This window comes from Streptomyces halobius (assembly GCF_023277745.1).
In the GTDB taxonomy this organism is placed as follows: Bacteria; Actinomycetota; Actinomycetes; order Streptomycetales; family Streptomycetaceae; genus Streptomyces; species Streptomyces halobius.
This window is the reverse complement of the sequence record NZ_CP086322.1, coordinates 2,329,082-2,341,707: the sequence shown is the minus strand read 5'-3', so window position 1 is coordinate 2,341,707 and position 12,626 is coordinate 2,329,082. Positions and strand designations below refer to the sequence as shown.

11 protein-coding genes and 1 pseudogene are annotated in these 12,626 nt (G+C 68.0%); 10 read left to right on the top strand and 2 right to left on the bottom strand.

The features are described from left to right. The first annotated feature begins 770 nt into the window (after nt 1–770). Both K9S39_RS11080 and K9S39_RS11075 read left to right on the top strand, forming a co-directional pair. Nucleotides 771–992 carry a helix-turn-helix domain-containing protein gene (locus tag K9S39_RS11080; protein ID WP_248863192.1) on the top strand — a complete coding sequence of 74 codons (222 nt, stop codon included), beginning with the start codon at nt 771–773 and terminating at the stop codon, nt 990–992. 140 nt (nt 993–1,132) lie between these two features. Next, a pseudogene (locus K9S39_RS11075) lies at nt 1,133–1,258 on the top strand (tyrosine-type recombinase/integrase); the annotation flags it as partial. A 414-nt stretch (nt 1,259–1,672) separates the two neighbouring features. Here the strand turns inward: K9S39_RS11075 and K9S39_RS11065 are convergent. Continuing rightward, entirely contained in the window at nt 1,673–3,037 is a 1,365-nt protein-coding gene (locus tag K9S39_RS11065) for a helix-turn-helix transcriptional regulator (protein ID WP_248863191.1), read from the bottom strand. Nucleotides 3,038–3,324: 287 nt separating this feature from the next. On the opposite strand from K9S39_RS11065, the gene K9S39_RS42970 reads away from it, so the two are divergent. The 7 genes from K9S39_RS42970 (at nt 3,325) to K9S39_RS11035 (ending at nt 10,700) form a co-directional block, all read left to right on the top strand. Then, nucleotides 3,325–3,927 (top strand): class I SAM-dependent methyltransferase, encoded by a 603-nt coding sequence (locus K9S39_RS42970; protein ID WP_406707905.1) that lies wholly within the window; start codon nt 3,325–3,327, stop codon nt 3,925–3,927. Next, a complete protein-coding gene (locus tag K9S39_RS42965) occupies nt 3,884–4,105 on the top strand; it encodes a hypothetical protein (protein WP_406707904.1) in 222 nt (73 codons plus the stop codon). Before K9S39_RS42970 ends, K9S39_RS42965 begins: the two co-directional genes overlap by 44 nt. Before the next feature lie 13 nt (nt 4,106–4,118). Then, a complete protein-coding gene (locus tag K9S39_RS11055; RefSeq protein ID WP_248863189.1) occupies nt 4,119–4,760 on the top strand; it encodes a tRNA-dependent cyclodipeptide synthase in 642 nt (213 codons plus the stop codon). 61 nt (nt 4,761–4,821) lie between these two features. After that, nucleotides 4,822–6,030, top strand: a complete 1,209-nt coding sequence (locus K9S39_RS11050; protein WP_248863188.1) for a cytochrome P450 — start codon at nt 4,822–4,824, stop codon at nt 6,028–6,030. A gap of 875 nt (nt 6,031–6,905) precedes the next feature. Then, entirely contained in the window at nt 6,906–7,973 is a 1,068-nt protein-coding gene (locus K9S39_RS11045) for a tyrosine-type recombinase/integrase (RefSeq protein WP_248863187.1), read from the top strand. Beyond that, complete coding sequence (locus tag K9S39_RS11040) at nt 7,970–10,303, top strand: tyrosine-type recombinase/integrase (RefSeq protein WP_248863186.1); 2,334 nt, start codon at nt 7,970–7,972, stop codon at nt 10,301–10,303. Before K9S39_RS11045 ends, K9S39_RS11040 begins: the two co-directional genes overlap by 4 nt. Nucleotides 10,304–10,430: 127 nt before the next feature. Then, the gene (locus tag K9S39_RS11035) at nt 10,431–10,700 is read left to right on the top strand and encodes a transposase (protein ID WP_248863185.1); all 270 of its coding nucleotides are present in this window, start codon (nt 10,431–10,433) and stop codon (nt 10,698–10,700) included. 79 nt (nt 10,701–10,779) lie between these two features. On the opposite strand, the gene K9S39_RS11030 is transcribed toward K9S39_RS11035, so the two are convergent. Continuing rightward, nucleotides 10,780–11,343 (bottom strand): hypothetical protein, encoded by a 564-nt coding sequence (locus tag K9S39_RS11030; RefSeq protein WP_248863184.1) that lies wholly within the window; start codon nt 11,341–11,343, stop codon nt 10,780–10,782. A gap of 63 nt (nt 11,344–11,406) precedes the next feature. Between K9S39_RS11030 and K9S39_RS11025 the strand changes: the two genes are divergently transcribed. Beyond that, nucleotides 11,407–12,384: an IS110 family RNA-guided transposase gene (locus tag K9S39_RS11025; protein WP_248863183.1), complete on the top strand. Its 978-nt coding sequence runs from the start codon at nt 11,407–11,409 to the stop codon at nt 12,382–12,384. Nucleotides 12,385–12,626: the final 242 nt, after the last annotated feature.

The following is a 12,626-nucleotide window of genomic DNA, read 5'->3' as shown; positions in this document are numbered from 1 at the left end:
GAACGGCCCTGAGGACCCATCGGATTTCGATCGGCCGGGCCGGACGCGGCACCGTGGCAGTGGGTGATGCCAGGGAACACCCGGGTCCCCTCCGGTGGTCCGCGCCCTCAGGTGAGGGCGTTGCCGGCCCTTGGCATTGCCACACTCATCGCGTATTGCCGGTAAGTGTTCGGCAATGCCGACCGGTGAACGGAAGTTTTGCCCCGGACTGGCGCGACGTCAAGGGTCTTGGTGAGGGCCGCGGGTGTGAGCAGGGGCAGTCGGGACGACCATGGGTCCGGTTCGTGGGACACGGGCGATGCCGCGCGGGACTCCTTGGCCCCTGCATTGGCATGCCGCGGTTTCCATGTCCTCGGCACGGGTGTTCCTGCGCGTATGGCAAAGAAAGTCACACGCGCCCGTGCAAGTCCAGCATTCCGCCGAGAAAGCAAACAGCTCACGGCGAACGGGCTCTGCGCGACAGTCTCAAAACAGTAGACCCGGACCCCCGGTTGCCGAAATCAGCCGCCCAGTGGCCGAGCCAGAAGGATCACATCGGGAAACTGTTGACCGCCCGCCGCGGTGCAAGCTACAACACAACACACCAGGTCAGAAGGCCATTTCGAAAACTGGACGGCAATCTCGTCCGAGACCCGCATGCCCGCGTCGGATGCCTGCTTGGCCACCGTGCTGGGCGATATATAGCCGACAAAGCCCGGTTACCGAAACCCGCGACCGAAAGCTAAAACTGAGTCATGGCAGCCTGATCCCTGGAAATCGGTCCGGCAGGAATGCGGACCGCCCGCACTATCGAAATTGTCCGCACCGAATGCGGTCTCGCGCAGCGTCAGTTGGCCGATCGCGTCACCGGACTCGGCCGACCGATGTCCAACACGATGCTGTCCCGCATCGAGCGCGCCCAGCGCTGCTGTGACGCCGACGACCTCGTCGCCATCGCTGACGCCCTCCGCTTCTCGCCCTTCGCCCTGCTTCAGGGCCCAGCCGCTCCGTGAGCCGCTTCGCCCGCGTCCGGGCGCTGGACGGCGAGCTATGTGAACCCCACGGGTCTGCGCCGCCGTTCGCCGGAGACCTTCGCGACCAAGACCGTGTCGAGCGGCTGGAGACGCTGTCCGGGCGCAGCAGCGCCAGGAAGGGCGCGACCACCGTCGCCAAGTCGTACCGGCTGCTGAGCGCCATCATGGAAATCGCGGCCGATGACGAGCTGATCCGCCGGAACCCCTGCCGGATCAAGGGCGCGGGCAAGGAGTCCGCCGAGGAGCTGATGGCGCAGGTGTGAGGCGGGGACCTGGGCGCCGGCGGCAATGCCGTACGGATCTCGGTCAGCCGGCTGCGGTCAAGGCTCGGGGAGCCGGCGGTGGTGGAGACGGTGCCGCGCGCCGGGTATCGCGTACGGCGGGCCACGCGCTCATGCCCGGCCGCCTGCTGGGGCGCGGCCGCGTGGCCGTACAGACGGGCGTAGGTGCTGCGGCCAGTCCGGGGCGGGCGCCCGATCCGCGGCATCGGTGGCAACAGCACCTTAAGCTGCTCTCGCTGTGCTGCCGTCAGTTCGCCTGAGCCAACCCGAGATCGTTCCAAGACCTTGATCAACACCTCGCGCCGCCTTCGGTTTGCCGATGGTGTCGCCGGCTGGGTGGGGTGGGCTGGGTGGAGAGCGGATTTCTCCATGCCGGGGTCAGTGTGTGGGGTGTTCGGTCAGGGTGTCGATGAGGTCTCGCACGGCGGGTTCGGTGGTGTGGGGGGCGAATCGTTGCCGGAACTGGTGGGCGAGGTCAGGGGGCAGGTTACCGACGAGGGCGGCGGCGCGGTGGGCGCTGTGGGTGGCGGCGTCGAGTTCGCCGAGGGCCAGCTGTGCGTCGACCACATATAGGAGGCGGCTGGCTGCGCATGGGGAGGGAGGGGTGGGCGGGCGCGAAGGGGGGCCGTCGTCGAGCAGTGTGGTCAAGTGCGGCAGTGCCTTCTCGGGCCGGCCCAGATGAAGCCAGGCGGCCCCGGAGGAGACGTCAAGCCATTCCTCGTCGACGTTGATGGAAAGCGGGTCGATCGTAGGGTCCACCTCGGTCGGCCCGGTGACCAGTGTGCTGACGGCTCGATCCAGCGCCCGGGTGCTGGCGGTGATGTCCCCGAGGCGGGCGAGGGCTTGGGCCTCCCTGCTGTGCAGGGTGACCGCGAGGCCGGGCGAGGGGTGCCGGACGATCGCCCGTGTGGCATGAACCAAGGACAACACGTCCTTCGGGTCGCCGGCTACGAGATGACGGAATGCCAGGTCGGGCATATACGCGGCAACGTGCCGTCGCGCGCCTGCGACGCTGGCGGCGCGGATCGCCGCCAGGGCGTACCGTTCTGCCCTGGCGTCCTCTCCCAGGCACCCACTGAGCCATGCGCACAGCGCGGCGGTGCGCGCGGCGAGGAGCAGCAGCCGGGCCCCGGCTTTGTGGTCGTAGCCGCTGCTGGTCAGGAGTGTGGTGAGCAGCCGGTGTTCTGCGCGGGTGGCGAAGTACAGGGCCATCGGTGTGGTCAATGCCCTTGCCTCCTGCAGTTCCAGTGCTTCGATACGGGCTTCGATACGGGTCAGCGTGTCGGGGGTGACGCGGCGTCCCTCGCGGGAAGGTGGCGGCTGCGGGTCGGCCAGGGCGGCAAGCGTCGCCCTGATCTGGGAGTCGAGGGCGGGGCCGGTGACGGCGAGGTAGGAGCGGGGTCTCGTATCGGCGAGGCGCGCGGTGCTGTGCAGGGCATCGATGGCGCTCTGGGGGGTCCACGACTGGTTCAGCAGTGTGGCGTCGTCGGTGGCCAGGTGCAGCCAGTGGGGCCAGCCGAGGCGCAGCACGTCCTCCAGGTTCACCCCGTGGATGTGTGCGATGGCGAGTTGTGTGTTGGGCTCGGGTTCGTTCCGCCCGGACTCCCAGTGCAAGACCGTGTAGTGGGTCTTGACCATTTTGGGGCCAAAGCCGAGTTCGTTGTGGGCTTTGGCGATCAGCCGTGCGTACGCGGTCTGGGAGAGGCCGAGCGATTCCCGTGCCGCCTTCAACGGGTGCCGCACAATCCCGGATTTACCTGGCCTCTGGTACATATCACCCTCGTGGGTAATTGAAAGATAACCGAATCGTAGAGAGCTCTTTCGGGTCCCCGCACCAGCAGAGCGGGGCAAGGCACGCCTTAGGCACATCCGAGTCCGTGGAGCGGGGCAAGGCATGCCTTAGGCACATTCGAGTCCGTGGAGACGCGGCACGGATCACGCTTTCCTGAGTCCTGCGAGCCTGTTCCTTCCGGCCCTACGGAGGGACCTGTGGCGCATCGCTCCATCCGACGAATGACCAGGAGAGCGTCTTGGACAGTCAGTTCGATTCCATCGTTGCCGCGTACGAGCAGAGCATGAACCGGTTGCCGTTCCGTGAGCACGTCGAGGCGTACAGCCTGTTGAAGGCCATCGGCAGTCTGACGGGGCTTGCCGTGCTCGACCTCGGCTGCGGTACGGGCCTGTATGCGCGGCGCTTCCGTGCCTTGGGTGCCAAGCGGGTGGTCGGCATGGATACGTCGCAGTCCATGATCGAATACGCCCGCCGCAAGGAGGAGCAGGAGCGACACGGCATCACGTACGTGCACCACAACGCCACGCGCTCCCTCGACGACGGTCTCGCCGGCGCCTTCGACCTGGTGACATCCGTCTACGTACTCCCCTACGCGACGTCGGAGAACGATCTCGCCGGGATGTGCGCGACGGCCCGTCAGGCGCTGTCCCCACGGGGGGCGGTTCGTCGCGATGACCCTCAACCCCGACTTCGCCACCCACCCCGACTGGTACCGCAGCTACGGCATGACGCTCACCACGGACCGGCCCGGCGGCGAAGGGGCCACGGTCCATCTGACAGCGCGGGTCGGCGACCACGTGATCGACGTCGACGCCCGCCGGTGGTCGGCCCGCGTCCATGAACGGGCCCTGCGGACCGCCGGGTTCACCACGGTCGACTGGATCCGGCCCGAAGTGTCCGAGGCGGGTCGCAGATGGTTCGGGGACGACCACTGGACGAATTACCTCTCCTGCCCGCACGCGCTGATCATCGACGCCATCGCGGGGCCGGACGACGCCCCCGGCAGCGGTACCCGCTGAAAGGACCGCCGACGTGGAGTTCCTCATACGGCCGTGCACCGACGACAGCCGGAACATCCTCAACCGCGCCGAGCACGTACTGATCGGGCTCAGCCCCTGGAACGGCTACTACAAACCCCGCACCGTCGAGGCCCTGGTGGAATGGGCCTGCGCGAACTTCGCGGCCGTGGACGTCTTCGTCCCCGGATACGAGGCCGCCCACACCCTGACCGCGGCCGGCCTCCCACCACGCGAAGCGGTCCACCGCACCCGGCGCGCCGTCAGTCAGCTGCGCAACCCGGCCCAGCGCGCCCTGCGCCGCACCGGTATCACCGACCCGGAGCTCCGCTTCCACAGCTGGACACAACTGGTCAACCGCCCCGCCTACCAGCACACGTTGAAGCGCGTGCGTCATGCCTACCGGACCGATGAAGCGGTGCGCCGTGCATGCCGCCTCACCGCCCGCGGGGCCGTGCTGCACGCCGCCGGGCACGAGCCGACCGAGCAGCAGATCGACCAGGCCGTCAGCTACGCCATCGCCGAACTGCCCCTCGTCCTCGACGCACCGGCGATCTTCGAAACGGAATCCACCGGGACATGGATCTCCTCGCCCCCTTCATCACCGGCAAGACCACCCGGCTCCGCCCCGCCCCCGGACAGGGATACGCCGTGGTGAAGGCACCCCAGCCCGCCGCCTCACCCGCCCGCCACTCATGACAGCGAACGGAGCCCCAAACATGACGCACCCCACCGACGACCCCGGCCTACCGCTGCGCTACCCCTTCCCACCGGGTGAGCTCGGCACGCCCCCACCGGTCCTGGCCTGGGCCCGCAAGAAACAGCCGGTGTGCCCGGTCGCGCTGCCCAGCGGCGACCGCGTATGGATGGTCACCCGCAAGGACGACATCACGCACGTCCTCACCGACCCGCGCTTCTCCCGCAACCTCACCTACCCCGGGGCACCCCGCTTCGTCGGCGACGACTTCACCTCCGTCCCGGGCGGGATATTCAACCTCGACCCACCCGACCACACCCGGGTCCGCCAGGTGATCAGCCGCTTCTACACCCGCAGCGCCGTCGAACACCACCGGCCGATGATCGAACAACACGCGGCCCAGCTCCTCGACGACATGGCCCACGGCCCCAACCCGGCCGACCTCATGCCCGCCTACGCCGACGCGCTCCCCCTGCACGTGGCCCGTGAAATCCTCGCCGTACCATCCGAGTTGCACAGCCTCTACCACAGCTGCTTCCGCACCCAGACCCACCTCGCCGCATCCGCAGAGGCAGTCGCGGAGGCCACCGCGGCCATCACCGACTTCACCAAAGAAGTCATCGAGACCAAACGACGGCACCCGGACCCCAACGAACCCATCGGGGCACTGATCCTGGCCCGCTACGACGGCCTCATCAGCGAAGACGAACTGATCGGCACCACCTCGTACCTGTTCGTCACCGGATCCGAACCACTCACCGCCTCATTCGGCACCGGCACCGTCACCCTCCTCACCAACCCCCGGCAACTCCGGGAGTGCATCACGGCCCCGGACCTGTGGCCCAAAGCCGTGGAAGAGATCCTGCGCTACCACCACAACGGCGTACTCGGAATGCCACGGGTCGCAACCACAGACGTCACGCTGCACGACGTCACCATCCGCAAAGGCGAGGGCGTCTGCTGCCCCATGCTCGGAGCCACCCACGACCCCGCGCACTACCCCAACCCCTTCCGCTTCAACATCCACCGCACCACCGACGGCTCGGCCACCTTCGGCGCCGGCCCCCACTTCTGCCTCGGCGCCCCCCTGGCCCGCCTCTTCCTGCAGACCGCCTACCGGGCCCTCTTCACCCGCTTCCCGTCCCTCTTCCTCGCCCTCCCCGAACGCGAGATCCCCTGGGAGGACAACCTCGTCTTCATCAAACCCGCGAGCCTCCCCGTCGCCTGGTGACAGCCGCACAGCGAGCCCATCCCCGATGGCGCAGGATGTTGATCAAGGCGGCTGAGCGATCTCGGGATGACTCGTGACGATCTTACGGCGCAGTGGGAGCGGCTTCAGGCACAGTTGCAGCTCCCACCGCCAACTCGCCCTGATACGGCAGGCGCTGTGAGTACATCTCAAACACGGCCTGGGAGCCGCCAGACTCACGCGGGTCGGGAGGCCGATAGCCGGCAGTCATGGCGGGCGGACTTGAGCCGGCTACCTCTTCGTCCCGAAAGAGGTTCGGACAAGAACGCCACCTGCCTGTTTGGTGTTTCCGCAGGTCAGGTCATTGGGATCGGTGGATCTCGCGTGCTTTGGGGAGGGTTCGGGGAGAGGGTTGGCTCCCAGTGGCCCCACATCAGGCGAGACTCCTTTTGACCGACCCGGGTGCTGTCTATGGTCAGCTGCCAGGCCCGTCCGGGATCCTCGCCCCTCCGCAGCGATCGGCGCCACCCAAAGCTCGTCCTCGGCGGCGAAGCAGACCAGCTCACCGTTCAGATGCGGAAAACGCAGATGCCCACCGGACTGCGCGGCGGGCGCGGTCGGCATCCGGCGCAGCCGCCCCTGCGGCTTGACTGCATTCGGCTCCGGGCGCGGCCCGACGGCCTTGGGTGCATCGCTCTCGCACCCATCGTGTCAGGAGGGGGCGGCACCTTGGGTGGGTGATTGCGAGCCGGGTGATGGTCACACGCTGTGGTCAACATCAGGCCAGGAGGACGCGTTTCCGTAGAAGTGCGAACCCAGCTCGGCCGTACATTTGACGCCTGATCACTTTAAAAGTTACGTGGAATCTGCCGGGGTAATCATGTCTCTCCGGCGTAACCACGGACTTGGGAGATGGCTTGAGCGGCACGACGGTGCTGACGGAGAAGTGGCCGGTGCTCGGCCGGCACGAGCAGGCGGCGGCCTGGCTGACGATTTGGACGGACCTCGGACGTGCCCCGCGCACGATTGACGCCTACGGCCGAGGGCTGGCCGAGTACCTGCTGATGTGCGAGCGCGAGGACGTCGATCCGGTCACGGCGAACCGTGCCCATGTCGCGATCTACGTACGCGAGTTGACCTCACGGCCGCATCGTTGGGGCGTGAACGTGATCTCGATCGACTCAGGGGCCGGGCTGGCGAACGCGACGATCCAGCAGCGGCTGGTGCCGGTGCGCCTGTTCTACGACTTCCTCATGGAGGAGGGGCTGCGGGAGTCCAACCCTGTCGGTCGTGGTCGGTACACCCCGGGCCGACAAGGCGGCGGCCAGCAGCGCGGGCTGGTGCCGCGGTTGACGAAGCTACCGTGGATTCCCGGCGAAGAGCAGTGGCTGCAGATCCTGGAGGTGGCCCGGCACGAGCCGGTCCGCAACCGTGTGATGCTCGCCCTGGCCTACGACGCCGCTCTGCGTCGCGAGGAGCTTTGCTCACTTCGGACCGATGATCTCGATCCGGCCCATCGCACGCTGCGGATACGGGCGGAGACGACGAAGAACCGGCTGGAGCGGGTGGTGCCGTACTCGGCATCGACCGGGGTGCTGCTGTCGGGCTACCTCGCCCACCGGGCCTCGATCAGCCGCGCCCGCGGGCCACTGTTCTTGTCGGAGTCGCGCCGCAACCACGCCCAGCCGCTCAGTCTGTGGACGTGGTCGAAGGTGATCCGCAGGATTGCGCTGGCCTCGGGGGTTGAGCGGTTTTCCACGCATACCACCCGGCATTTGTGCTTGACGGACCTGGCACGGATGGGCTGGGAAGTGCATGCCATTGCCTCGTTCGCCGGGCACCGGCACACCGACTCCACGTTGCAGTACATCCACCTGTCCGGCCGCGATCTGGCCGACAAGCTCAGCCGCGGCATGGAGCACATCCACGCCTGGCGCATCCAGGCACTCACCAGGGATGACGCTGCTGGGGAGGCCGGCCGGTGACCGCGCTCGTCTCACCCTCGACGAACCCGGATCTGGCCGACCGCTGGGCATGGCCGATCGACCCGGGCCGCTATGACACCGCGGCTGCGGTGCGGCCTGCGGAGAAGCGGGCCATCGCGGAGCTGGGCCTGGTCAACCTGCGCCGGATGGCCCGTCACGATCCTGACGCCCCGGGCTGGAAAGCGATTCGGCGGCTGCTGCGACCCCTGGACGACGTTGCCGCCGCACTGCACGAGCCGGCCACCTCTCACCGGCGGCGGGGACGTCTGGATGCCGCCGCGGTGGTCCTGCTGCGGTGCGCGGAGACCGGCCGCTCCTACTGGGCCTGGAGCGGCGAGGAGTGGGCCCATCTGCTCGGGAAGGATCTGCAGGGTTTCCGCGCGAGCGTTCCCGCCTGGGCGGAGGAGGCGGCGCGTCCCCAACTGGCCGTGCACGCCTTCCTGCTCGGCGGCTTCGCCGACTTCTACAAGCTGGGCAGCTTCGGACGTCTCGCGCTGGCCTGGCGCGTCTTCGGCCGCGACCGCGTGGACGGCGAGATCCGCCGGATCCGCAAGGTCCTCGCCAGATGGGGCTACCAGCTCGGCCGCGAGGACGACCAGCTACTGCCGATGGTGGTCTGCCAGGTCCTCCTCCTCAACCGCAGCCCGCACCTGGAGGACTTGACCACGAATCTCTTCGAACAGATCCGAGCCGAGCGCCTGCTGCCGGCGGCACGGGGCAACACGCTGCATGCCATGCAGCGGGCCGTCGCCGAGTTGGGCTTCTGCGACCCGCCGCAGCGGATGACGGGCCGCCACTCGGCGCGGGCGAGCGGGGGCTCCCCGGCCTGGGCGACGTGGGTGGAGCGTTGGTACGACACCTCCACGCTCACGACCCGGGTCCGCGGGAGCCTGCGCGCGACACTCTTCAAGGTCGGCCGGTGGATCGAGGCCGAGCACCCCGAGGCCGCCGATCCGGCCGAGTGGACCCGCAAGACCTGCGCGACCTGGGTCGCCGCGGTGGACCGGATGAAGGTCGGCGACTACCTCCAGCGCACCGCTGGCCTAAAGGATCACCTCGGCAAACCGCTGGAGGCGCCGTCCAAGGCGGGGCATCTCACCGCAGTCCGTACATTCTTCCGCGATCTCCAGGAATGGGAGTGGATACCGAGGCGCTTCGATCCCCAGCGCGCACTGGGCACCCCGCGCAGCATCGCGGCCCTGCTTGGCCCGGACCCGCGCGTGATCGCGGACGACATATGGGCGAAGCTGATGTGGGCTGGGCTGAACCTCACAGAGGACGACCTCCCGCAGACCCAGGCCGGGAACTTCTACCCTCTGGAACTGGTCCGCGCGGTCACGCTGACCTGGCTGTTCTCCGGGCAGAGGAGCGATGAGATAGCCCGGCTGCGGACCGGCTGCATCCGCTGGGAGCACGACGGGACCGTGATCGCGGGCGACTCGCAGCAGGTTCTGGCCCGTGACGCGGTCTGCCTGCTCGACGTGCCGACCCACAAGACCGGCACCGCCTTCACCAAGCCGGTCGATCCGATCCTGGGCCAGGCCCTCGATACCTGGCAGGCCGTCCGCCCCGTCCAGCCGAAGTTCACCGACCGCCGCACCGGTGAACTCGTGGACCCCCTGTTCGCCTTTCGGGCCCGGAAGGTCTCCTCCGTCTACATCAACAACACCGTGATCCCGATGCTCTGCCGCAAGGCCGGCGTCCCCGCAGCAGACGTTCGCGGGAACATCACCAGCCACCGGGCCCGCTCCACGATCGCCAGCCAGCTCTACAACGCGAAGGAGCCGATGACGCTGTTCGAGCTGCAGGCTTGGCTCGGACACAGCTCACCGCAGTCCACTCAGTTCTACGCGAAGATCAGCCCCACGACGCTGACCCGGGCCTACGACGACGCGGGGTACTTCTCCCGCAACGTTCGCACGATCGAGGTCCTGGTCGACCGCGACGCGGTCACCTCTGGCGCCGCCGCGGCCGGCGAACCCTGGCAGCACTACGACCTCGGGCATGGCTACTGCACCTACACCTTCTTCGAGCAATGCCCGCACCGCATGGCCTGCGCACGCTGCGACTTCTACACCCCGAAGGACTCCAGCAAGGCCCAACTACTCGAAGGTAAAGGCAACTTGCAGAAGATGCGAGCGATGATCCCCCTGTCCGAGGACGAGCAGGCCGCCGTCGACGATGGCCAGGCAGCCCTCGACCGTCTCCTGGGACGCCTCGCCGACATCCCCACCCCGGCCGGGCCAACACCCCGCCAGTTCGACGTCCCGCCGAACGCGACCCTCCTGCCGATCGTCGACGTCCAGCAGGGCAAAGCACCGCAAGCTTGACAATTCTGATTCCACAGAATGATCCGGTTGACATGGCCTTCCACGATTCCCGAGTTCCAGGGCAAGGTGAGGCCCGCGATGACAGCGTCGAGATCACGTTCAAGTCCGTTGCCGCAAACGGCACATCGTGACGGACTGCCTCGGCCTGCTCCTGGTCGTCGCGGTCACCGCCGCGAACATCGGAGACCGGGACGCCGCCTTGGGCCTGCTGACGCGGCTGCGTCGTCTGCACCGCGACATCACCCTCGTCTGGGCCGACGGCGGCTACACCGGCTCCCTCGTCGACTGGTGCCGGGACAAACTCGCTCTGACCTTGGAGATCGTCAAGCGCACCGACGACACGACGGGGTTCGTGGTAATGCCGAGACGGTGGGTGGCGGAGCGCACGTTCGCCTGACTGATGAACTCCCGCCGTCTGGCCCGTGATTACGAGACTCTGCCCGCTTGCGGTGAGGCGATGATCCGGTGGTCGATGGTCACGCGGATGAGCCGGCGTCTGGCGCGGCCACGGGCCGCCGGCCGGCACTGAACATCCCCGACGTCTCCTGCAGCAGCCATCCGCGCTCCGCCAGACGTCTGGCCTTCGAACGCACCCCTTCGACCTTCGCCGGCGTCGCCTGAAGGCCCAGCTCCACCGCGACCTCCTTGGCCTTCACCGGTCCCTTGCCCGCTGATCGTTGTTCATCCAGCACGCCCACAATCCGTTGGTAGTCCGGCGCCAGCACCGTCACCGGCAGCCCCTCCCGCCAGGACGGCACCGTCGAGCCCGGCATCGGAACCGACACGGGCACGGTTCCCTTCTCCGCCTCCGCCTCGGCCTCGGCCTCGGTCACGGCAGTGGACTCGGCCGCGGAGGCGGCCAGGGCCTCGACCAGTTCCTCCCGCGCGATCACCCGTCGGTCCAGCTCGATCTCCGCGGCCTCCAACACCGCAGCCAGCCGCGCGGCTTCCTCCCGCAGACCCTCCACCCGTACCCGGGCAGCCGCCTCCCGCTCCTCCAGCATTCCCAGCACCGACGCCACCGCGCACCTCTCGGCCATCAAGCGGACACAAGACGCCGCAACCCTCTTGTGGCCGCCGTGCTCTCCACGCTAGGGGCGGTCATGGACACCGCGTCCTTTCCCGCCACGGCGGTGGGCTATCGCGAACTCTGGGAGTGGGCCAGCCGGCTGGGTACGGTGCACAAGGCTGGGGTGGAAGGGCCCGGCAGCTACGGAGCTGCCCTCTCCCGCTACTTGCTGGCTCGCCGGGTCGAGGTGTTCGAGGTGAACCGGCCTGATCGCTCGGTTCGTCGACGGTGTGGTAAGTCGGATCCGGTGGATGCGCAGGAGGCGGCACGGTCGGTGCTTAGTGGCCGCGCTCACTCCCAGGCCAAGGCTGGGGATGGGCCGGTGCAGTGCGCCCGTCTGTTCAAACTGGCCAAGGACTCCGCTGTCAAGGCCCGTACGCAGGCGATCAATCAGCTCAAGGCGGTCCTGATCACCGCCGATCCGGACCTGCGCGAGCAGCTGGCCGGTCTGAAGGCTCCAGCCCTGGTCCGGACTTGCGCGCAGTTCGAAGAGCGTGCGGGGGACGACGGTGAGAGGGATGCCGTCGGGCAGGCCACCCGCATCGCCCTGTGTCTGTTGGCTCAGCGGATCGATCAGCTGACCGGGCAGATTCTTGACTTGGAGCGGCGCCTGACTGGGCTGGTCGAGCGTCACTTTCCGCAGTTGCTTATCCCGGTGGGTATCGGTCCGGATAGTGCCGCCACCTTGCTGATCACGATGGGGGACAACCTGGAACGTCTGCGCACTGAGGCGTCGTTCGCGGCGCTTTGCGGGGTCAGCCCCGTCGAGTACTCCTCCGGTCGTCAGCGTCGCCATCGGCTCAACCGTGGTGGCGATCGAAGAGCCAATGGCGCCCTGTATCGGATCGTGCAGTCACGGCTCCGGTTCGATGCGCGTACCCGCAACTACTACGAGCGGCGCACCGCGGAGGGCAAGACCCGGCGCGAGATCATCCGCTGTCTGGAACGCTACGCCGCCCGAGAAGTGTTCAACCTGGTCCGGTCTGGCATCGGGCCACGCGAAGTGGCGTAAGCCAGCGGAACGTTCGCACCGGGACGAACGCTCGCGAGAGGCGACCGCCCTGTGTGCGACAGCCCTCAGGTACCCAGCGCGTCGGCTAAGGACGGGGCTCGGTGTTTCGAAAGGCGCCCAGAGGCATGCCCATGCCCAGCGCGGCAGTGAGGTGGGCCGTGGTCTGCACTTGGCCGATGAGTACAGCGCGGATCATCGCCGTCTCCGCGTTTCGATCGTCCCGTCGGCGCCGAGCTACACGA

What these genes read in the sequence shown, in the direction of transcription:
- K9S39_RS11080 (WP_248863192.1), top strand. Translation starts at nt 771, where the DNA reads ATGCGGACCGCCCGCACTATCGAAATTGTCCGCACCGAATGCGGTCTC.
- K9S39_RS11050 (WP_248863188.1), top strand. Translation starts at nt 4,822, where the DNA reads ATGACGCACCCCACCGACGACCCCGGCCTACCGCTGCGCTACCCCTTC.
- K9S39_RS11030 (WP_248863184.1), bottom strand. Translation starts at nt 11,343, where the DNA reads ATGGCCGAGAGGTGCGCGGTGGCGTCGGTGCTGGGAATGCTGGAGGAG.
- K9S39_RS11025 (WP_248863183.1), top strand. Translation starts at nt 11,407, where the DNA reads ATGGACACCGCGTCCTTTCCCGCCACGGCGGTGGGCTATCGCGAACTC.